16 protein-coding genes and 1 other RNA gene are annotated in these 20,201 nt (G+C 72.9%); 9 read left to right on the top strand and 8 right to left on the bottom strand.

Translation table 11 applies throughout. From position 1 onward, the window contains the following. Window positions 1-108: 108 nt before the first annotated feature. Together CK505_RS07030 and CK505_RS07025 are read left to right on the top strand one after the other, a co-directional pair. A complete protein-coding gene (locus CK505_RS07030; protein ID WP_255250902.1) occupies window positions 109-1,002 on the top strand; it encodes a LamG domain-containing protein in 894 nt (297 codons plus the stop codon). A gap of 104 nt (window positions 1,003-1,106) precedes the next feature. Next, a complete protein-coding gene (locus CK505_RS07025) occupies window positions 1,107-2,330 on the top strand; it encodes a glycerol dehydrogenase (RefSeq protein WP_081994412.1) in 1,224 nt (407 codons plus the stop codon). Window positions 2,331-2,409: 79 nt separating this feature from the next. On the opposite strand, the gene CK505_RS07020 is transcribed toward CK505_RS07025, so the two are convergent. After that, window positions 2,410-3,570: a glucose-1-phosphate adenylyltransferase family protein gene (locus CK505_RS07020; protein ID WP_095650610.1), complete on the bottom strand. Its 1,161-nt coding sequence runs from the start codon at window positions 3,568-3,570 to the stop codon at window positions 2,410-2,412. Window positions 3,571-3,658: 88 nt separating this feature from the next. Between CK505_RS07020 and prfB the strand changes: the two genes are divergently transcribed. After that, a complete protein-coding gene (gene prfB / locus CK505_RS07015; protein ID WP_017833658.1) occupies window positions 3,659-4,780 on the top strand; it encodes a peptide chain release factor 2 in 1,122 nt (373 codons plus the stop codon). A gap of 77 nt (window positions 4,781-4,857) precedes the next feature. Here prfB and CK505_RS07010 read toward each other — a convergent pair whose 3' ends face one another. Further along, window positions 4,858-6,093 (bottom strand): polysaccharide pyruvyl transferase family protein, encoded by a 1,236-nt coding sequence (locus tag CK505_RS07010; RefSeq protein ID WP_095650609.1) that lies wholly within the window; start codon window positions 6,091-6,093, stop codon window positions 4,858-4,860. 177 nt (window positions 6,094-6,270) lie between these two features. Between CK505_RS07010 and smpB the strand changes: the two genes are divergently transcribed. From smpB to CK505_RS18160, 3 genes are all read left to right on the top strand, one after another. Continuing rightward, window positions 6,271-6,747, top strand: a complete 477-nt coding sequence (gene smpB / locus CK505_RS07005) for an SsrA-binding protein SmpB (RefSeq protein ID WP_017833660.1) — start codon at window positions 6,271-6,273, stop codon at window positions 6,745-6,747. Between the two features lie 87 nt (window positions 6,748-6,834). Further along, window positions 6,835-7,229: a transfer-messenger RNA gene (ssrA, locus tag CK505_RS07000) on the top strand. A gap of 162 nt (window positions 7,230-7,391) precedes the next feature. After that, window positions 7,392-8,189, top strand: coding sequence for a DUF4190 domain-containing protein (locus tag CK505_RS18160; protein ID WP_052132952.1), 798 nt, complete (start codon window positions 7,392-7,394; stop codon window positions 8,187-8,189). A gap of 71 nt (window positions 8,190-8,260) precedes the next feature. Here the strand turns inward: CK505_RS18160 and hisN are convergent, their stop codons facing one another. From hisN to CK505_RS06975, 4 genes are all read right to left on the bottom strand, one after another. Further along, complete coding sequence (hisN, locus tag CK505_RS06990) at window positions 8,261-9,058, bottom strand: histidinol-phosphatase (protein ID WP_017833662.1); 798 nt, start codon at window positions 9,056-9,058, stop codon at window positions 8,261-8,263. Window positions 9,059-9,131: 73 nt separating this feature from the next. Continuing rightward, the gene (locus CK505_RS06985) at window positions 9,132-10,241 is read right to left on the bottom strand and encodes a ribosome small subunit-dependent GTPase A (RefSeq protein WP_017833663.1); all 1,110 of its coding nucleotides are present in this window, start codon (window positions 10,239-10,241) and stop codon (window positions 9,132-9,134) included. Beyond that, window positions 10,231-11,613: a 3-phosphoshikimate 1-carboxyvinyltransferase gene (gene aroA, locus CK505_RS06980; protein ID WP_217987530.1), complete on the bottom strand. Its 1,383-nt coding sequence runs from the start codon at window positions 11,611-11,613 to the stop codon at window positions 10,231-10,233. The genes CK505_RS06985 and aroA overlap by 11 nt, the downstream gene beginning before the upstream one ends. A 17-nt stretch (window positions 11,614-11,630) precedes the next feature. Beyond that, window positions 11,631-12,170, bottom strand: coding sequence for a DoxX family membrane protein (locus CK505_RS06975; RefSeq protein WP_017833665.1), 540 nt, complete (start codon window positions 12,168-12,170; stop codon window positions 11,631-11,633). Window positions 12,171-12,479: 309 nt separating this feature from the next. Here CK505_RS06975 and CK505_RS06970 point away from each other — a divergent pair, with 309 nt between their 5' ends. Continuing rightward, complete coding sequence (locus CK505_RS06970; protein WP_017833666.1) at window positions 12,480-13,148, top strand: sigma-70 family RNA polymerase sigma factor; 669 nt, start codon at window positions 12,480-12,482, stop codon at window positions 13,146-13,148. Between the two features lie 2 nt (window positions 13,149-13,150). Beyond that, window positions 13,151-13,417: a mycothiol system anti-sigma-R factor gene (gene rsrA / locus CK505_RS06965; RefSeq protein WP_017833667.1), complete on the top strand. Its 267-nt coding sequence runs from the start codon at window positions 13,151-13,153 to the stop codon at window positions 13,415-13,417. Between the two features lie 325 nt (window positions 13,418-13,742). Here the strand turns inward: rsrA and CK505_RS06955 are convergent, their stop codons facing one another. Next, window positions 13,743-14,342, bottom strand: coding sequence for a GDSL-type esterase/lipase family protein (locus CK505_RS06955; RefSeq protein WP_031283102.1), 600 nt, complete (start codon window positions 14,340-14,342; stop codon window positions 13,743-13,745). Between the two features lie 133 nt (window positions 14,343-14,475). Then, window positions 14,476-18,318, bottom strand: a complete 3,843-nt coding sequence (locus CK505_RS06950) for a multifunctional oxoglutarate decarboxylase/oxoglutarate dehydrogenase thiamine pyrophosphate-binding subunit/dihydrolipoyllysine-residue succinyltransferase subunit (protein WP_095650608.1) — start codon at window positions 18,316-18,318, stop codon at window positions 14,476-14,478. Window positions 18,319-18,589: 271 nt separating this feature from the next. On the opposite strand from CK505_RS06950, the gene CK505_RS06945 reads away from it, so the two are divergent. Continuing rightward, complete coding sequence (locus CK505_RS06945; protein WP_017833670.1) at window positions 18,590-20,047, top strand: GuaB1 family IMP dehydrogenase-related protein; 1,458 nt, start codon at window positions 18,590-18,592, stop codon at window positions 20,045-20,047. Window positions 20,048-20,201 lie beyond the last annotated feature (154 nt).

The raw sequence follows: 20,201 nt of genomic DNA, 5'->3' as shown, positions 1-20,201 counted from the left end.
CGACGACGTCCGGTGCGGCCGCACGGCCGGCACCGCAGTGAGCGGGACGCGCACCACGGGGGCAACCGGTGCGGGCGGTCCCGTCCGACACCACATCGAGGTCTCGACATGAGCACTGTTCGCGCGCGGGGGCGGTGGAGCACGCCGGTGCAGGGCGTGCTGACGCTGCTGCTCGCGCTGGCGCTGGGCATCGCAGGGCTTCCGCCGTCGGCCGCCCGGGACGATCCCGGGGACGTCCCGCGGAGCGCGGCCCGCCCGCTCTCCTACGACGACACCGTCCGGAAGGACGGACCCGCCGCGTACTGGGCCATGCGCAGCCCCGGTGCGGGCACGGAGAAGGACCTGGTGGGCAGGCTCCACGGCAGCTACCACGGCAAGCCGAAGCGGGCGACCCTGCCCAACGGCGACACGGCCGCGGACTTCGACGGCACCGGCCAGTACCTCCAGGTGTCCGACGCCGCCGCCGTCAGCGCGGGCACGCGCGGCGTGCTCACCGTCGAGGCGTGGATGCGCCCCGACGCGCTGGACTTCCGGTCCCAGGAGGGCTCGGGGTACGTGCACTGGATGGGCAAGGGCGCGCCGAGGAACCACGAGTACGTGGCGCGGATGTACTCGAAGAGCAACTCCGAGAACCGGCCCAACCGCATCTCCGGCTACGCGTTCAACCCCTCCGGAGGGGAGGGGCCGGGGTCCTACTTCCAGGTGCCGGTGCGCAAGGGGGAGTGGATCCACTACGTGCTCGTCATCAACGCCAAGGACAAGGGCGGGAACTATCCGAACGGCTACACGAAGATCTACCGCAACGGGCAGCGCATGGACCAGGACGACCTGGAGCACGACGGCACGGTCGTCGTGCCCCGGCGCGGCAGCGCGCCGTTCCGCGTCGGCACCCGGGACCTGAGGTCGTTCTTCGACGGGGCCGTCGGCAAGGTGGCGGTCTACACCAAGGAGCTGCCCGGGAAGCAGGTGGAGGAGCACTACCGGGTGATGACCACGCGGTGAGGACCGGGGCGCGGCCCGGCCCGGACGGCGGGAGGCGACGGCGACGCGTCCCCGGTTTCTCAGCCGGCGAGAACGTCCCTGGTGCCGGCCGCGGGGACGTTCCTATGCTGGCGGGCACCCGGGAGATCATCCCGGACGGCGGGGGGAACGACCTGCCGGCCCCGTCGTCGAAGGAGAAGGCCATGGACGCTCCCGTCCGCTCCGTCATCAGCCCAGGACGCTACGTCCAGGGACCGGGCGCCATCGCCCGCCTGGGAGAGTATCTCGCCGCCGTCGGGCAGACACCCCTGGTGGTGGCCGACGACGTCGTCTGGGGGTTCGTGGGCCACGACGTGGAGGCGTCCCTGGCGCGGGCCGGCATGGCGACCACGCGCGAGGCCTTCAACGGCATCCCCTCGGCCGGGGAGATCGACCGGCTCACGGCGGTCATCCGCGCGGCGGGGGCCGACGTGGCCGTGGCCGTGGGCGGCGGCAGCACCATCGACGCGGTCAAGGCCTCCGGGTTCCTCGCCGGGATCCGGTGGGTCAGCGTCCCCACCGTCGCCTCCACCGACGCGCCGACCTCGGCGCTGGCGGTCGTCTACACCGACGAGGGCGTCTTCGAGGAGTACCGGTTCTTCCCCCGCAACCCCGACCTCGTCCTCGTCGACTCCCAGCTGGTGGCCAACGCGCCGGCGACCTTCCTGGCGGCGGGCGTCGGCGACGCCCTGGCCACCTGGCTGGAGGCCAGGGCCACCGCCGCCTCGGGGTCGCTGACCATGGCCGGGGGCACGGCCACCCTCACGGGCACCGCCCTGGCCCGGCTGAGCTGGGACGTCCTGTGGGACAACGCCCTCGTGGCGATGGATGCAGCCCGGGACCACGTCGTGACCCCGGCATTGGAGAAGGTCATCGAGGCCAACACCCTGCTCTCCGGGCTCGGCTTCGAGTCCGGCGGACTGGCGGCGGCCCACGCCGTCCACAACGGACTGACCGCGGCGCCGCAGACCCACGGCCTGGCCCACGGGCAGAAGGTCAACATCGGCTCCATCACCCAGCTCGTGCTGGAGGGCGCCCCGAGCTCGGAGATCGTGGACTTCATCGAGTTCACCACCCGGGTCGGGCTGCCGACCACCCTCACGGAGATCGGGCTGCGCGCGGAGGACACCGAGGAGATCCGGGCCGTGGCGCGGGCCGCCACCGTGGAGAGCGAGACCATCCACAGCATGCCCTTCACCGTGCGGGCGGACGACGTCGCCGCGGCGCTGACCTCCATCGAGCGCCTCGGCCGGCGGGTGCGTGCCCGCGCCGGCCTGCCCGAGCCGCAGCCCTACCGCCACGCCCACTAGCGTCCCGCCCGGACACGATCCGTCCGGGCGGTCCCGTCCCGGGCGGGTCCCGCCCCGGCGGGACCGGTCCGCGGAGGGCTCAGTGACCGCGGGGCAGGACCGCCCCGCGGTCGAACTCCTCGGTGGCCGCCACGGCGCCCGTGCCGTCGATCAGGGTCACGGCGCCCGCGGCGCCGTGCGCACCCGCGGAGATGTCGGCTCCCGTGTCGGCGAGGACGTTCTCGAGGGTCACCCCGGCTCCCACCCGGACGCCGTCCAGCAGCACCGAGCTGCGCACCGTGGCGCCCTCCTCGACGACGACGCCGGGGCCGAGCACCGAGTGCTCCACGGCGCCGCGCACCATCGCGCCCGCGGCGACCATCGACCCGCGCAGCTCGGCGCTGCCGGCGATCCGGGCGGGCACCCGCTGCGGCTGGGCCGAGAGGATCGGCCAGCCGGGGTCGTCCAGGGCCACGCCGTCGCCGTCGAGCATCTGCATGTGGGCGGTCCAGTAGGACTGCAGGGTGCCCAGGTCCATCCAGTACCCGTCCAGGCGGTGCTCCACCACCGTGCGGTGCGCCACGAACCACGGGACCAGGTCGTTGCCGTAGTCCTCGAGCCCGCCCTCCTGCTCGTGCACGAGGTCCAGGGCCTCCAGCAGCTTCTCCGCGTCGTAGAGGAACATCTCGGCCGCGACCAGCCGCCCCCGGGGCTCGTCCGGCTTGTAGTCGAAGCCGGTGACGCGGCCGCCGTCGTCGGCCTGCACCACGCCGTAGCGGGAGGGGTCCTCGTCGACGAGCGTGGTGACCACGGTCAGGTCGGCGCCCCGCTCGAGGTGGGTGTCGATCACGTCGAGGAAGTTCAGCGTGTACAGGTGGTCGGCGCTGAGCACCAGGACCAGGTCCGGGGCGAAGTCGCGGATCAGGTCCTTCTGCCGGTAGAGCGAGTCCGCGTTGCCCTCGGCGAAGCCCTCGCCCTCGGTGCCCTGGTACGGGGGCAGGACCTGGAGCCCGCCGTGGGTGCGGTCGAGGTCCCAGGGGCGCCCGTTGGCCAGGTGCTGGTTGAGGCTGTGCGGAAGGAACTGCTCGACGACCCACACGTCCGAGAGGTGGGAGTGCACGAGGTTGGACAGGGCGACGTCGATGAGCCGGTAGGTGCCCGCCACGGGCAGGGCGGGCTTGACCTTCTTCTCGGTCAGGGCGCCGAGCCGGGAGCCCTTCCCGCCGGCGAGGACCAGGGCCAGCGTGCGAGGGATGCGCATCGTGCTTCCTTCCTCTCGGCACCATCCTGCCAGAGGGGCGCCGGGCCGGGCCGGGGCGATTTGCCCCCATGGGATAATCTTGGCTTCCATGGCCTCCCTTGACTTCCCGGCAGAGATCTCCGCCCTCCGTTCCACGTTCGCGTCCATCGAGGCCGTGAGCGACGTCGACGCCATCAAGCGGGACATTGCCGAGCTCTCGCAGCAGGCGACCGCCCCGGACCTGTGGGACGACCAGGCCGCGGCGCAGAAGATCACCTCCAAGCTCTCCCACAAGCAGTCCGACCTCGAGCGGCTCGAGAAGCTCGGCGGCCGCATCGACGACATCGAGGTCATGGTGCAGCTGGCCGCCGAGGAGGACGACGCGGAGACCCTGGAGCTCGCCGTGGAGGAGCTCGCCGCGGTCAAGAAGGCGCTCTCCCGGCTGGAGGTCCAGACCCTGCTCTCGGGCGAGTACGACGAGCGCGAGGCCGTGGTGACCATCCGCTCCGGCGCCGGCGGCGTGGACGCCGCCGACTTCGCCGAGATGCTCATGCGCATGTACCTGCGCTGGGCGGAGCGCCACGGCTACCCGACCACCGTCCTGGACACCTCCTACGCGGAGGAGGCGGGCCTGAAGTCCGCGACCTTCGAGGTCAAGGCCCCCTACGCCTTCGGCACCCTGTCCGTCGAGGCCGGCACCCACCGGCTCGTCCGCATCTCCCCCTTCGACAACCAGGGGCGGCGCCAGACCTCGTTCGCGGCGGTGGAGGTCATCCCGCTCATCGAGCAGGACGACTCGATCGAGATCCCCGAGTCCGAGATCAAGGTGGACGTCTTCCGCTCCTCGGGCCCCGGCGGGCAGTCCGTGAACACCACGGACTCCGCCGTGCGGATGACCCACATCCCCACGGGCATCGTCGTGTCCATGCAGAACGAGAAGTCCCAGATCCAGAACCGCGCCGCCGCGCTGCGCGTGCTCCAGTCGCGGCTGCTCCTGCAGCGCCAGGAGGAGGAGAGCGCCAAGAAGAAGGAGCTGGCCGGGGACGTCAAGGCGTCCTGGGGCGACCAGATGCGCTCCTACGTCCTGAACCCGTACCAGATGGTCAAGGACCTGCGGACCAACCACGAGGAGGGCAACCCCTCCGCGATCTTCGACGGCGCGATCGACGGCTTCGTCGACGCCGGGATCCGCTGGCGCGCCGACCAGCGCCACGCCCCGGCCGACGCCTGAGCTCCCGCGGGACCCCTGACCGGGCCCCGGCCGGTCCCGCGACCGGCCGGGGCCCGGTGCCCTGGGAGGGCGGGCGCTCAGCGGCGCAGGAAGCGCGCCACCGTCCGTCCCGGCCGGGTGCGGGGCTCCGTCCCGGCGGGGTCGTCCTCGGGGGCCGCTGCCGCCGGGTACAGCTCCTCCGCCTCCCGCAGCTTGGTGCGGTGCAGCCGCGCGGCCGTGGCGGGGAAGGCGTGCGACCGGGCGGGCGCGTACGGCTCCGTGCCGCCGGTGGGCGTGACGGACCACCCCGTGCCGGCCTCGAGCAGCGACTGGTGCTTGACGCGGTAGTAGTCGGGGCTGACCTCCAGCGCGGTGCCCTCCGCGCCGCACGCGGCGGCGAGCAGGTGGAAGTGGAACCGCGAGGTGATCCACGTCTGACCCGGCCGGGCCGGGAAGCCCTCCTGCCAGAGCCGCGTGAACGGCACGAAGTTCTCCTCGGGGACGAGGTCGGCGAGCCGGTCGAAGGCCGCGCGGTCCGCGCCGGGGATCGCCTCGAGGTAGCGCACGGTCCGGCCCGCCAGTGCCGGACCCGTCAGCGCGGCCCGCACGGCGGCGACGGCGCCGTCGAGGATCCCGGGCTCGGTCATGTCGCTCTGCAGGCACACCCACACGTCGCCGTCGTCCGTCCCCTCGGCGGGCGCGCCGGTGAAGCCCGCGAGGCCGGGCAGGCCGAGGAAGGCGTCGTCGGGGGCGCGGTCGGCGCGGGCGAGCTGGGCGCTGGGCGCGTCACGGACCGTGGCGTGGTCGAAGGCGCCGAGCGCGGCGCGCAGGCCCTCGGCGTCGGTGGCGGGGGCCAGGCCCAGGCCGGTGGCGGCCAGCCGCGCCCCGGAGACCTCGCGCAGCCGCAGCGCCGCCCGGAGCAGGCGCGCGTGGTGCGGCCAGATGGAGTTCAGGTACCCGCCCCCGAGGAAGTGCACGGAACTCGCGCGCCGGGCGCCGAGCAGGCCGAGGTCGTAGCGCGGGGACCCCAGGTGCGTCACCACCCGGTCCACGTGGGCGTCCGCCGCGGCCGGGTCCATGCCGGTCGTCTCGAAGGCGAGCCGCCACAGGGTGTCGGTGGTCCGCAGACCCGGGTGCAGTCCGTCGAACAGGTGGGACGCCAGCCCCGGGTGGGGGCAGTCGAGCCACACCTCGGCGCCGGGCCGGGCGCGGGCGAGGAAGCGCAGCCACGAGGCGGCGATGAACTCGTCGCCGAAGTTCGGGTGACCGCTCGTGCCGACGAGGTACAGGACGTCCGCAGCGGGCGGGCGCTCGGTGGGGACTGGCTCCAGCATCCGCCCAGCCTACCGGGTGCGGCGGGGTGACCTGGGGCGACGCTCCTGGGCGGGGCGCCGCCGGGTCCGGGTGCCGGCCGTGGTCCCGCGCGAGGGCCGTGGCGTAGGATGGAGGATCTGCCGCGTGCCCCGGTGCGCGGCACGTTCCCGTCCGCACCGTCCCCAGGGAGGAGGCCCATGGCCAAGAAGGACACCGGTCGCCAGGTCGTCGCCAACAACAAAAAGGCCCGGCACGACTACCACATCCTCGACACCTACGAGGCGGGTCTCGCGCTCATGGGCACCGAGGTGAAGTCCCTGCGCATGGGGCGCGCCTCGCTCGTGGACGGGTTCTGCCAGTTCACCGACGGCGAGCTGTGGCTCGAGGGCGTCCACATCCCCGAGTACCTGCAGGGGTCGTGGACCAACCACTCCGCCCGCCGCCGCCGCAAGCTGCTCCTGCACCGCAGCGAGATGGACAAGATCCAGCAGAAGACGCGGGAGTCCGGCTTCACGATCGTGCCGCTGTCCCTCTACTTCGTGGACGGGAAGAAGGCCAAGGTCGAGATCGCCGTGGCCAAGGGCAAGCGGGAGTACGACAAGCGCCAGACCCTGCGGGAGCAGCAGGACAACCGCGAGGCCCAGCGGGCCATGCGCTACAAGAACCTGGGCTGAGGGTCCGGGGCGAATGCTTGCGGTCGGCAGGTACCGCGCGGTAGAATGGTGTGTCCCGCTGCGGCGGGGTGCTTGACAACAAAATACGGGGATGATCGGTTTCGACGATGTGAGTTGAGACAGGGGAAGCGGGTCGAGGACGCAGAGTTATCTCGTAAACGCTCTCTGTAAAACAATAGTTGCCAATTCTCAGAGCAACGTCGCCAAGTCTCAGAACGCCTTCGCCCTCGCGGCGTAAGCGCAACCAGACTACTTAGGTGACTGTCAGCCCGGGTTCGCCTTCGACCCGGGGTCTGGCATCAATCAGGAGGCCACTGCTCCAGCCGTTCGTCGCGGGCGTCTGGAGAACACTTTCGCGACTGAGTCCGTCGGCCACGTGTCTGCACGAGGGCCGGGACTGAGAAAACGCCACGCAGACTGCACCCGGAGAAGCCCTGACAATGCTGCATCGGACGGGGGTTCAATTCCCCCCATCTCCACGAGATCCCTGACCGGGGAGCGCCGCGAGGCGCTCCCCGGTTTTTTCGTGCCCGGATCGTTCCGGGGGCAGGGTGGGCGCCGTGCCGCCGCCCGGGAAGGGGCACGTCCCGGCGGGCCGTGTGACAAGCTGGTGGCGTACCGCAGACGACCGAAAGGGCAACGCCATGAGCCACAACGACAACACGCCAGACCAGAGCGGCACCGGTGCCGGCGGGTCGTCGAGCTCCGGTCGCCACGACCCGCCCGAGTACGGTCAGCGCGTCGAGGGAGCGCCTTCGGGACCCTCCTACGAGCCGCCGCGCTCCGGCCAGGGCGGCGCCGGCGACCCGTACGCCACACCGCAGTACGGCCAGGGGCAGCAGGGCTACCAGAGCCAGTACGGCCAGGGCCAGTACGGCGGCCAGGGCTACCAGGGCCAGGACTCCTACGGCCAGGGGCAGCAGGGCTACCAGGACCAGTACCGCCAGGGCCAGTACGACCAGGGTCAGTACGGTGGCCAGGGTTACCAGGGCCAGGGCCAGTACGACCAGGGCCAGTACGGCGGCCCGGGCTACCAGGGGCAGCAGGGCTACCAGGGGCAGTACGACATGAACCAGTACGGCGCGAGCCCGCGGCCCGCCGGCACGGGGCTGGGCATCGCCTCCCTGGTGCTGGGCATCGTGGCGCTGCTGACGTGCTGGTTCGTGCTCGGCATCGTCCCGGGCCTCGTGGGCCTGGTACTGGGCATCGTGGCGCTGCGCAAGCTGGGCAGGACGCCCGGCGCGTCCAAGGCCCTGCCGATCATCGGCATCGTGCTCAGCGTCCTGGCGATCCTGGCGAGCATCCTCTTCCTGGTGCTCTTCGGGGCGCTGTTCGGGGAGTTCGGGCCGGCCATGGAGGCCTGCTCGCAGTTCTCCAATGACCAGGCGGCGTTCCAGCAGTGCATCGAGCGGGAGATGGGCTTCACCGGCCAGGACCTCTGACCCCGGCCGGAGACCGACGACGACGGGGGCCCGCACCGGCCGGTGCGGGCCCCCGTCGTCGCGCGGGCGGCTCAGGAGCCGGTCGCGAGCAGCCCCAGCACCTCGTCGTGCAGCAGGCCGTTGGTGGCCAGCGCGTTGCCGCCGAAGGGCCCGGGCTCGCCCTCGAGGGACGTGAACCGGCCGCCGGCCTCCTCGACCACGGGCACCAGCGCGGCCATGTCGTGCAGGCTGAGCTCGGGCTCGCAGGCGATGTCCACGGCGCCCTCGGCGAGGAGGCAGTAGGACCAGAAGTCGCCGTAGGCCCGGGTCCGCCAGACCTCGTCGGTGAGCTCCAGGAAGCGCTCGCGCACCCCGCGGTCCCGCCACCCCGTGAGCGAGGAGTAGGACAGCGAGGCGTCGGACAGCCGCCCCACCTGGGAGACGTGGATCCGCTGGGCGTTGGCCAGGGACTTGCCGGTGAACGCGCCCGTGCCGGCCGCCGCCCACCAGCGGCGCCCGAGCGCCGGCGCGGAGACCACGCCGACCACCGGCCGGCCCTCGTCGACGAGGGCGATCAGGGTGGCCCACACCGGCACGCCGCGCACGAAGTTCTTGGTGCCGTCGATGGGGTCCACGACCCACTGCCGGGCGCCGCTGCCGGTGGCGCCGTACTCCTCGCCGATCACGGCGTCCCGGTTGCGCGCGCGCCCCAGCTGGGTGCGGATGAGCTGCTCGGCCTCGCGGTCGGCGTCCGTGACGGGGGTGAGGTCGGGCTTGGTCTCCACCGTGAGGTCCTGGGCCTTGAACCGGCGCATGGTCAGGCGGTCCACGGCGTCGGCCAGGATGTGGGCGAGGCGGAGGTCGTCGGTGTAGTTGCTGGGGCTGCGCATTGGTCCAACCTACCCCGAACCGCGGTCCCGGGCCTGGTCGGGCGGGGGTGCGAGGCAGCCCCCGCCCGGCGGCTCACTGGACGCCGAGCTCCTTGTCCTCGCGGGACTCCCCGGGGCGCTCCCCGGCCCCGAGCAGCCGGCGCAGGGAGACCAGCCGGGACTCGCCCGCCTCCCCGGCGCGGCCCTGCGCCACCCAGGCGTCCAGGGCGCAGCCGGGGGACGTCCCCGTGTGCCGGCAGCCCTTGGGGCACTCGGCGATCGCCTCGGCGAGCTCGTCGAAGGACTCCACGATCCGGTCGTGGTCCACGTGCGCCAGGCCGAACGAGCGGATGCCGGGGGTGTCGATGATCCAGGACCCGGGGGAGGCGTCCTCGATCTTCAGGGCGAGGGCCGACGACGACGTGTGCCGGCCCCGTCCGGTCACCGCGTTCACCCCGCCCGTGGCCCGGTCGGCGCCCGTGAGGGCGTTGACGAGGGTGGACTTGCCCACGCCGGAGTGGCCCAGCAGCACCGAGACGTGGCCGTCGAGACGCTCGCGCAGGGCCTCGACGAGCGCCGGGTCGAGGGGCAGCGTGGTCCCGTCGTCGTCGGCCGGGACGTCGCGGGCGGGTCCCGAGACGAGCACGGGCAGCTCGAGCGCCGTGTAGTGGGAGATCAGCTCGGCGGGGTCCCGCAGGTCGGTCTTGGTGATGCACAGCAGCGGTTCGATGCCGGCGTCGTAGGCGGCCACGAGGGAGCGGTCGATGAACCCGGTGCGGGGCTCGGGGTTGGCGGCGGCCACGACGACCACGAGCTGGTCGGCGTTGGCCACCACGACCCGCTCGACCGGGTCGGTGTCGTCCGCGCTGCGGCGCAGGACGGTGGAGCGCTCCTCGATCCGCACGAGGCGGGCCAGGCTGTCCGGGGCGCCGCTGACGTCGCCGACGAGACCCACGAGGTCGCCCGCGACCACGGGCCGGCGGCGCAGCTCCCGGGCGCGCACGGCCACGACCAGCCGCTCCCCGGGGGTGTCCTCCTCGAGGATCGCGGTGTAGCGGCCGCGGTCCACGGTGACGATGCGGCCGGTGACGGCGTCCTCGTGCGCCGGCCGCTCCTTGGTGCGCGGGCGGGAGCCGGTCTTGCTGGGACGGACGCGCACGTCCGACTCGTCCCAGTCGCGCCGGACGGAGTCCCTACGCGTCACGGCTCGTGCCCGTGAGCTCCGCCCACAGCCGGGGGAACTCGGGGAGGGTCTTGGCGGTGGTCGCGATGTTCTCGACCCGGACGTCCGGGACCACGAGGCCGATCACGGCGCCGGCGGTGGCCATCCGGTGGTCCTCGTAGCTGTGGAACGTCCCGCCGTGCAGGGGGGCCGGCCGGATCAGCAGCCCGTCCGCGGTCTCCTCGGCGTCGCCGCCGAGCCGGTTGATCTCCGTGACGAGCGCGGCGAGCCGGTCGGTCTCGTGGCCGCGCAGGTGGGCGATGCCGCGCAGCCGCGAGGGCGTGCCGGCGACCGCGCACACGGCCGCGACGGTGGGCGCGAGCTCCCCGGCCTCGCCGAGATCGAGGTCGACCCCGGTCACCGCGTCCGGTCCCGTGACGGTGAAGGTCCCGTCCGTGAGCTCCACCGCCGCGCCGAAGGCCGGGAGGATGTGCTTCCAGTGGTCGCCGCCCTGGGTGGTGCGGTCGGGCCAGCGGGGCACCGAGACCCGTCCGCCGGTCACCACGGCCGCGGCCAGGAAGGGGCCGGCGTTGGAGAGGTCCTGCTCGATGGTCACGTCGAAGGCCCGCACCGGCCCGGGGGAGACCCGCCACTCGTCGGGCACGGAGTCGTCCACGGAGACGCCGAGGCCGCGCAGCACCTCGACGGTCATCTCGACGTGCGGCATGGACGGCACACCGCGCCCCGAGCCGTCGGCGCTGCGGTGGCGCAGCACGAGCCCGTCGTCGAACCGGGCACCCGCGAGCAGCAGGGCCGAGACGAACTGGCTCGAGCCGGTGGCGTCGATCTCCAGCTCCCCGCCGCGCACGCCGCCGGTGCCGTGCACGGTGAAGGGCAGCCGGCCCCGGCCGTCGTCCTCGACCCGCAGGCCGAGCGCGCGCAGGGCGTCGATCACCGGTCCCATGGGGCGCACCCGGGCGCCCGGGTCGCCGTCGAAGGTGACGGGACGCCGTGCGAGGGTGGCGACCGGCGGCACGAAGCGCATCACGGTCCCGGCCAGCCCGCACTCGACCGTGACCGGTTCGGCGGCGTCCCAGGGGGCGGGCTCGACGAGCAGGTCGGGGCCGAAGCCGCCGTCCCCGGGCACCTCCTCGACGCGGGCCCCGAGGGCCCGCAGGGCCTCGACCATCAGCCGGGAGTCGCGGGAGTGCAGGGGCGAGCGCAGCCGGCACGGACCGTCGGCCAGGGCGGCGAGCAGCAGGTACCGGTTGGTGAGGGACTTCGAGCCCGGCACCGTCAGCTCGGCGACGACGGGACGGGGCCCGACGAACGGAGCCGGCCACAGCTCGTGCTGCGGGGCCGGCTCCGCGGCGTCGGGACGGGCTGCGGGGGCGGAGGACTCCGGCGGCATCACGACAGGGGGACCGGGGCCTAGCCCTGCTTGACGGCGTGCTGGAGGGCCTTCTCGGCCTTGGCCACCTGCTTCTGGGTGTCCTTGCCCAGCTTGGAGGCGTTCTTGCGGACGTCCCCGGCGAGGTGCTCGGCACGCCACAGCAGGGACGGGTTGCCCTCGGTGTCCACGGCGGCGAGCATGACGGCGCCCACCAGGGAGGAGTTCTTGAAGGCGGTGGAGCGGCGGGCGGCCTTCTGCTCCGGGGTGCTCGCCTCCGCGGCGCGGTAGTCGGCGTAGGCGTTGAGCGCGGTGGTGGTGACGAGCACGCCGGCCGAGAGGCGGGGCAGCTTGCCCAGCCCGAAGAGCACGGCGGCGCCGAGCTGCGCCGCGGCCAGGCCCTGGGCCACCACGGCGTGGTTCTGCAGCGCGGGTCCGGCCTGGGGGAAGGCCTTCGTGGCGGCGGAGATCGCCGGGGCGAGGTGCTGGGCGGCCTGGGACGAGTTGCGGAAGCTCTCCACCCCGTTGGCGACGTAACCGGTGGCCAGCAGCGGGCGGGCGATGCGACGGACGATGCTCATGGGTTCCTCCTCGGCGGCAGACGGTACCGCGGGGCTGTGTCGGGCGGGTCTGGATCGGCGGACGGCGCCGCTCGTCCCATCCTAGCCACGGGGACCGCGCCCGGGGCGAGCACGGGCCGGGCGCGGTGGGAATAGGTGCGACGGTGACACCCGTTGTGCAGGACAGCGGCCGCCCCGTCCGGGGCAGGTCACCGGCACAGGTTTTCGGAGGGACCCGCACGGCGGGGGAGAGGAGCAGTCATCACCGCCCCCACGAGCGTTCTCGAGCCCGCCCCGGCCCGCGCGCGCGTCCCCGTAGACTGGTCCGTGATGAACGAGCAGAACCAGCAGGGGGCCGCCCCCCAGCGCACCGAGCCGCCCGTCGACGTCGAGACCGAGTCCCCCGAGGACCGGAAGGCGCGCTTCGAGCAGGACGCCATGGTGTACGTGGACCAGCTCTACGCCGCCGCCCTGCGCATGGCTCGCAACCCGGCCGACGCCGAGGACCTCGTGCAGGAGGCCTACACGAAGGCGTTCTCCGCGTTCCACCAGTACAAGCCCGGCACGAACCTCAAGGCGTGGCTGTACCGCATCCTCACGAACACGTACATCAACCTCTACCGCAAGCGGCAGCGCGAGCCGCTGCAGGCGAACACCGACACCGTCGAGGACTGGCAGCTGCACCGCGCCGAGTCCCACACGTCCTCGGGGCTGCGCTCCGCGGAGGTGGAGGCGCTGGACCACCTGCCGGACAGCGACGTCAAGCGCGCCCTGCAGGAGCTGCCCGAGGAGTTCCGGCTGGCGGTGTACTTCTCCGACGTGGAGGGCTTCGCCTACAAGGAGATCTCCGAGATCATGGACACGCCGATCGGGACGGTGATGTCCCGCCTGCACCGCGGGCGGAAGCTGCTGCGCGAGAAGCTCGCCGACTACGCCGCCGAGCGCGGCTTCGACACGTCCAGGGTGACCGGCGACAAGAAGAAGGAAAAGGACAAGTAGACATGGCCGACTGCGAGAGCCTCGGATGCTGCACGGACGAGAGGATCCGCCTGATCTACGAGTACCTCGACGGGGTGCTCCCGGCGGACGACCTCGACGAGATCCACGGCCACCTCCTCGAGTGCCCGGAGTGCGCCCGCGAGTACGACCTGGAGTGCGTGATCCGCTCCGTGGTCCGGCGGTCCTGCGCGGAGACCGCGCCCGCCGACCTGCGGGTCTCGATCCTCGCCCGGCTGCACGGCGCGCGCCAGGACCCGCCCGCCGCCTGAGCGCGGCGCCCCGGCTCCCGCACGGCAGGACCTCCGGGCACACGGAAGGGCCCCGGACCGCGTCAGCGGTCCGGGGCCCTTCCGTCACGGCGTCGCCGGGGTCCGGGAAGGACCTCAGGCGTTGGGGCGCTTGCCGTGGTTGGCGCCGCCCTTGCGGCGGTCCTTGCGCTTGCGTCCGCGCTTGCTCATGCGAGCCTCCTGTCTGTCCGCGGTCGCCCGCGGCGGATCGTGGGTGTCGGCGTCCGTTCCCGCGTGGTCTGGTGATGTCAGCGGCGGCCGGACGAGGCACTGCCCGCCATTCTCTCACACGCGGGACGGGCGGGGCTCACCGGGGCTCGGGCAGGTCCAGCCAGTCGTACCAGCCGCGGTGCAGCACGAGCCACGCCATCAGCCCGTAGCCGGCCTGGCCGGGGTGTCCGTGGTTGGCCGCGAGGTCCTTGCGCCACTGCTCGTGGTGCTGCAGCGGGTTGAACGTGTCCACGTAGACGTGGTTGCGCCGGGTCGTGACGTCCGCGTAGGCGGCCGAGAGGTCCGCGATCCGGCGGTTGCGCTCGGCGTCCATCGTGGGCGGGGGGCCGACCACGAGGACCCGCACGTTGTGCTGGGAGGCGGTGTCGATGATGTTGGCCATGTTCAGCCGGGAGCGCGCGCTCGTGATGGACAGGTCGATGTCCAGGGTGGAGGGCGCGATGACCAGGCGGTTGTCGTGGCCGGGGGAGAAGCGGCGGGCCGCCTCCTCGAACCAGCGCTCGTTGAGCGACTCGCTGCCCTCGCCGGGCGCCGCCAGGTTGTAGGCGGACACGGGGGCCACGTGGTGCGGGGTCCGGGCCATGACCCGCCCGAACCAGCCGAGGCCCCGGGGGTCGCCCTCGCCGGCCAGCAGCTCGTCACCGACTGCGACAATTCTGATCCTTCGTTGCTCCACGTCGTTCTTTCTGGTCGGGGGTGCGGGATGTCGGGGGGACGAGCGGCGCCGGCCCGTGGGCACGGGCCGGCGCCGGACTCGCTGGGGACGTGCGGGAGGGCAGGGGCACGGGCCCCGCCCTCCCGGGACGGGCTCAGTCGCGCTCGAAGGCCGTCTGCACCAGGGTCTCGAGCTCGGCCGCGTGGCGCTTGGCCGAGCCGTTGGCCGGGGACGCGGACGCGGGGCGGGAGGCGAGCCGGACCGGCCGGTCGAGCTGCGGCAGGAGGTTGACCGCCATGAACGGCCAGGCGCCCTGGTTGGCGGGCTCGTCCTGCGCCCACGTGAGGCGGGCCTCGGGGTACTTGCCGAGCTCCTCCCGGATCTCCGCGAGGGGCAGCGGGTACAGCTGCTCCACGCGCACGATCGCCGTCCTCCGGTCCTTGCGCTCCTCGCGGGCCGCGGCGAGGTCGTAGTAGAGCCGGCCGGAGACCAGCACCACGTCGGTGACCTCGGCGGCCTCGAGCCCCGCCTGGTCGCCGATCACCGGGCGGAACGCGCCGGAGGTGAACTCCTCGATCGGGGAGGCCGCCGCCTTGAGGCGCAGCAGCTGCTTCGGCGTGGCCACCACCAGCGGCTTGCGCGGGCGGCTGTAGGCCTGCCGGCGCAGCAGGTGGAAGTGGTTCGACGGCGTCGAGGGGTTGGCCACGACCATGTTCTTCTCGGCGCACAGCGTCAGGAAGCGCTCGATCCGGGCCGAGGAGTGGTCCGGGCCCTGCCCCTCGAAGCCGTGCGGCAGGAGCATGACCAGCGACGAGCGCTGGCCCCACTTCTGCTCCGCGGAGGAGACGAACTCGTCCAGGATGATCTGGGCGCCGTTGACGAAGTCGCCGAACTGCGCCTCCCACACGGTCAGGGCGTCCGGGCGCTCCACGGAGTAGCCGTACTCGAAGCCCAGCACGCCGTACTCGGACAGCAGCGAGTTGTAGATCGCCAGCTGAGCCTGGTTCCCGGAGAGGTGGTTGAGCGGGGTCCACTCCGCGCCGGTGCCGGAGTCGTAGAACACGGCGTGGCGCTGAGTGAACGTGCCGCGCCGGACGTCCTGGCCGCTCATCCGGACCGGGATGCCCTCCATCATGAGGGAGCCGAAGGCCATGAGCTCGCCCATGCCCCAGTCCACGCCGCCCTCGCGGGTCATCGCCTCGCGGCGCTCGAGGAGCTTGCGCAGCTTCTTGTGCACGGCGAAGTCCTCGGGGACCTCCACGTGCACCGCGCCGATCCGCTGGGCGGCCTCGGTCGAGATGGCCGTGGTGCGGGGGATCGAGACCCCGGAGTCCGCCTGCTGGGCGGAGGGCCGCTCGATGTTCGAGATCGCGGCGGAGTCCCCGGTGACCAGCGGGATGGAGGACGTCTGCGCCTCGTGCGTCTCGGCGAAGACCCGCTCCAGGCGCTCCTGGTAGTCCTTCAGCGCCCGGTCGGCCTCCTCCTGGGTGATGTCGCCGCGGCCCACGAGGTTCTCGGTGTAGATCTTGCGGGTCGAGCGCTTCTCCTCGATGAGGTTGTACATCAGCGGCTGGGTCATCGAGGGGTCGTCGCCCTCGTTGTGGCCGCGGCGCCGGTAGCACACGAGGTCGATGATGACGTCCTTGTGGAACGTCTGCCGGTACGCGAACGCCATCTGGCCCACGTGCGTGACGGCCTCGGGGTCGTCGGCGTTGACGTGGAAGATCGGCGCCTGGAGTCCCTTGGCGATGTCCGTCGCGTAGGTGGTGGACCGGGCCGCGGCGGGCGCGGTGGTGAAGCCCACCTGGTTGTTCACGACCACGTGGACGGTGCCGCCCACGGTGTAGCCGGGCAGCAGCGCCATCTGCAGGACCTCGGCCACCACGCCCTGGCCCGCGAAGGCCGCGTCGCCGTGAACCTGGATCGGCAGCACCGGGAACGTCCCGTCGCCCTCGGGCCCGGCGCCCAGGACGTCCGTCTTGGCCCGGGCGATGCCCTCGATGACCGGGTCGGCGGCCTCGAGGTGGGACGGGTTCGCGGCGAGGTAGACCTGGGTCTCGTTGCCGTTGTCGGAGGTGAAGGAGCCCTCCGTGCCGAGGTGGTACTTCACGTCGCCGGAGCCCTCGGTGGTGCGCGGGTCCTGGCTGCCCTCGAACTCGCGGAACACCTGGGCGTAGGACTTGCCGGCGATGTTGGTGAGCACGTTGAGCCGGCCGCGGTGGGCCATGGCGATGCCGACGCCCGCGAGCCCGGCGTCGGCGGCGTCGGAGATGATCTCGTCCAGCAGCGGGATCAGGGACTCGCCGCCCTCGAGGGAGAAGCGCTTCTGGCCCACGTACTTGGTCTGCAGGAACGTCTCGAACGCCTCGGCGGCGTTGAGCCGGCCCAGGATGCGGAACTGCTCCTCGCGGCTGGGCTTCTGGTAGCCGTGCTCGAGCTGGTCCTGGAACCACTCGCGCTCCTCCGGCTCCTGCAGGTGCATGTACTCCACGCCGAGGGTGCGGCAGTAGGCGTCCCGCAGCCGGCCCAGGATGGTGCGCAGGCTGAGCACGTCCGCGCCGCCGAAGCCGCCGGTGGGCCACTCGCGCTCCAGGTCCCACAGGGACAGCCCGTAGGTGCGGATGTCGAGGTCCGGGTGCTTGCGCATCACGTACTCGAGCGGGTTGGTGTCGGCCATGAGGTGGCCGCGGACCCGGTACGCGTGGATGAGCTGCTGGATCCGGGCGACCTTGTTGACCTGGATCTCCGGGTTGACCTGGTTGTCCACGGCCCAGCGCACGGGCTCGTAGGGGATCCGCAGGGCCTCGAAGATCTCGTCGTAGAAGTCGTCCCCGCCCAGCAGGTAGGACTCGATGAGGCGCAGGAACTCGCCGGAGCCCGCGCCCTGGATGACGCGGTGGTCGTAGGTCGAGGTCAGGGTGATGATCTTCGAGACCGCGTGCCGCGCGATGGTCTTGGGGGAGGAGCCCCGGTACTCGGCGGGGTGGTCGAGGGCGCCCACGCCGACGATGCACGCCTGGCCCTTGGACAGCCGCGGCACGGAGTGCACGGTGCCGATGCCGCCCGGGTTGGTCAGGGACACCGTGGTGCCCTGGTAGTCCTCCATGGTCAGCTCGTTGGCGCGCGCGCGGCGGACGACGTCCTCGTACGCGTTCCAGAACTGCATGAAGGACATGGCCTCGGCGCCCTTGATGTTCGGCACCACGAGGTTGCGGGAGCCGTCCTTGTTCGGGATGTCGATGGCGATGCCGAAGTTGACGTGGGCGGGGTGCACCGCCACGGGCTTGCCGTCCTGCTCGTCGTAGACGACGTTCTGGGAGGGGTAGTTGGCCAGCGCCTTGATCACGGCGTAGCCGATCAGGTGCGTGAAGGACACCTTGCCGCCGCGGTTGCGGGAGAGGTGGCTGTTGATCACGATCCGGTTGTCGATCAGCAGCTTCGCCGGGACGGCGCGGACCGTGGTGGCGGTGGGGACGGTGAGGGACGCGTCCATGTTGGCGGCCACGGCCTTCGCCGGCCCGCGCAGCTTGACGACCTTGTCCTCGGCCGGCGCGTCGTGGTTGGGGGCCGTGGCGCGGGCGCGGGCGGGCTGGGCCGGGATGGGCCTCTTGGCGTCGGAGGCCTCGGTCTCACCCTGGTCGGTCTCGGGCCGGCCCTCGGCCTTGGCACCGGACCTGGTGGGCGCGGGCGCCGTGGCGGGCTTCGCGGCCGGGGCGGGGGAGGTGCGGGCGGCGGTGCGCTGGGCGGCGGGCGGCTGGGGGGCGGCGGCCTTGGGCTGCGCGGGGGCGGCCGCCGGGGCCGCCTTCGGCGCCGGGGCCTTCGCGGCGCCCGACGGCTCCGGGGCGGTGCTGCTGTCCGCGCTCATCGACTCGAAGATCGGCCACCACTTCTCGTCCACCGAGTTCTTGTCCGTCCGGTACTTCTCGAACAGTTCGTCGACGAGCCACTCGTTACCTGCGAATTCTTCAGGGATGGGGTGCTGTGGCTGATGTGGCACGGGGAATACGCCTCTTCCATGGTTGATCGCGTGGAGGCCGTCTGCCCGGTCTCCACAGTGTCGGTCCCGGCAGCGTCCGGACCCGCCGCCGGTGTTCCTCGCCGGCCGTCTCCCGTGACAGCCGGCGGCGTCCGCCTCCGGAACCTGCCGGACGGTCGTCGACCGGGCGCGGCCGTACCTCCGGCGAGTCTAGTGATCCGCGCGGCGGCATGGCTAGTCCGCGCCCCCGGCCCCGGGGCGCGTGTCGCGGGCCCCGGCTAGACTGGCGCGCGTGCGATTTCTCAACACCCCCACGTCCGACCTGACCTACAGCGACGTCTTCCTCGTCCCCTCGAGCTCCCGGGTCACCTCCCGGTTCGACGTCGACCTCACCCCGCGCGACGGCACGGGCGCCACCGTGCCGCTGGTGGCCGCGAACATGACCGCCGTGACCGGGCGCCGGATGGTCGAGACGCTGGCCCGCCGCGGCGGTCTGGGCATCCTGCCGCAGGACATCCCGCTGGACGTCATCGCGGACGTCACGTCCTGGGTCAAGGAGCGCTCGCCGCGCTTCGAGACCCCCGTGGTCCTCGGGGACGAGGACACCGTCCACGACGCCCTGGGCATCATGCACAAGCGGCCCCACGGCGCCGTGGTGGTGTGCGGTCCGGGGCGGGCCTACCGAGGGGTGGTGCTCGCGGCCGACTGCGCCGAGGTGGACCGCTTCACCCAGCTCGGCTCGATCATGCGCACCGACGCCCCGGTGTTCACCCTGGCGGAGGTCCGGGCCGGGTCCGGCGACGACGTCCTCGCCGCCGCCTACGACCGGCTCGCGCAGACCCGCGCCCACGTGGCGCCGGTGCTCGACGGCGACACGGTGGTGGGCGTGCTGACCCGCAAGGGCACGGTCCGCTCCACGATCTACACCCCCGCCCTGGACGGCGCGGGCCGGCTCCGGGTGGGCGCCGCCGTGGGCATCAACGGGGACGTCCGGGGCAAGGCCCGGGCGCTGCTCGACGCCGGCGTGGACGTGCTCGTGGTGGACACCGCCCACGGCCACCAGCGCAAGATGGTGGAGGCCCTCGAGCTGGTCCGCGCGGCGGCCCCCGACGTGCCCGTCGTGGCGGGCAACGTGGTCACCGCCGACGGCGTCCAGGACCTCGTCGACGCCGGCGCGGACATCGTGAAGGTCGGCGTGGGCCCCGGTGCGATGTGCACCACCCGGATGATGACCGCCGTGGGCCGGCCCCAGTTCTCCGCCGTGCTCGAGTGCGCCGAGGCCGCCGCCGGGCTGGGCCGGCACGTCTGGGCGGACGGCGGCGTGAAGCACCCCCGGGACGTCGCCCTCGCCCTGGCGGCGGGGGCCAGCCAGGTCATGGTGGGCTCCTGGTTCGCCGGCACCCACGAGGGCCCGGGCGAGCTGAACGTGGACGCCGACGGCCGCATGTACAAGGAGAGCTTCGGCATGGCCTCGACCCGCGCCGTGCGCGAGCGCACCCGCGGCGAGGGCGCCTTCGCCCGCGCCCGCAAGGGGCTCTTCGAGGAGGGCATCTCCAGCTCCAAGATGTACCTCGACCCCGAGCGCCCCGGCGTGGAGGACCTCGTGGACCAGATCACCGCGGGCGTGCGCAGCTCCATGACCTACGCGGGCGCCACGACCCTCGAGCAGTTCGCGGCCCGGGCCGTGGTCGGCATCCAGTCCGCGTCCGGCTACGAGGAGGGCAGGGCGCGCCCCGTCAGCTGGTCCTGAACCGGCGCCGGAGGGCTCCCGCTCCGGTACCCTGGAGCTCTCATGGACTCGTTCAGTAGTTGCCGGCCCGGCCGCGGCGCCCCCCGCCGCGGCCCCCGAGCCGGCTCGCCCACCGTCCCCCGCTCCGCCCCCGGCCGCCCGGCCGCCGACCGCC

The sequence above is a fragment of the Kocuria sp. WN036 genome (assembly GCF_002287015.1).
Taxonomy (GTDB): domain Bacteria; phylum Actinomycetota; class Actinomycetes; order Actinomycetales; family Micrococcaceae; genus Kocuria; species Kocuria rosea.
This window is presented reverse-complemented; position numbering and strand designations above follow the sequence as displayed.

Bases quoted from the DNA above. Each gene is read 5' to 3' on its own strand.
- CK505_RS07025 (WP_081994412.1), top strand. From the start codon at position 1,107: ATGCTGGCGGGCACCCGGGAGATCATCCCGGACGGCGGGGGGAACGAC.
- CK505_RS07020 (WP_095650610.1), bottom strand. From the start codon at position 3,570: ATGCGCATCCCTCGCACGCTGGCCCTGGTCCTCGCCGGCGGGAAGGGC.
- rsrA (WP_017833667.1), top strand. From the start codon at position 13,151: ATGGCCGACTGCGAGAGCCTCGGATGCTGCACGGACGAGAGGATCCGC.
- CK505_RS06970 (WP_017833666.1), top strand. From the start codon at position 12,480: ATGAACGAGCAGAACCAGCAGGGGGCCGCCCCCCAGCGCACCGAGCCG.
- CK505_RS07010 (WP_095650609.1), bottom strand. From the start codon at position 6,093: ATGCTGGAGCCAGTCCCCACCGAGCGCCCGCCCGCTGCGGACGTCCTG.
- prfB (WP_017833658.1), top strand. From the start codon at position 3,659: ATGGCCTCCCTTGACTTCCCGGCAGAGATCTCCGCCCTCCGTTCCACG.
- CK505_RS06975 (WP_017833665.1), bottom strand. From the start codon at position 12,170: ATGAGCATCGTCCGTCGCATCGCCCGCCCGCTGCTGGCCACCGGTTAC.
- hisN (WP_017833662.1), bottom strand. From the start codon at position 9,058: ATGCGCAGCCCCAGCAACTACACCGACGACCTCCGCCTCGCCCACATC.
- smpB (WP_017833660.1), top strand. From the start codon at position 6,271: ATGGCCAAGAAGGACACCGGTCGCCAGGTCGTCGCCAACAACAAAAAG.
- CK505_RS18160 (WP_052132952.1), top strand. From the start codon at position 7,392: ATGAGCCACAACGACAACACGCCAGACCAGAGCGGCACCGGTGCCGGC.
- CK505_RS07030 (WP_255250902.1), top strand. From the start codon at position 109: ATGAGCACTGTTCGCGCGCGGGGGCGGTGGAGCACGCCGGTGCAGGGC.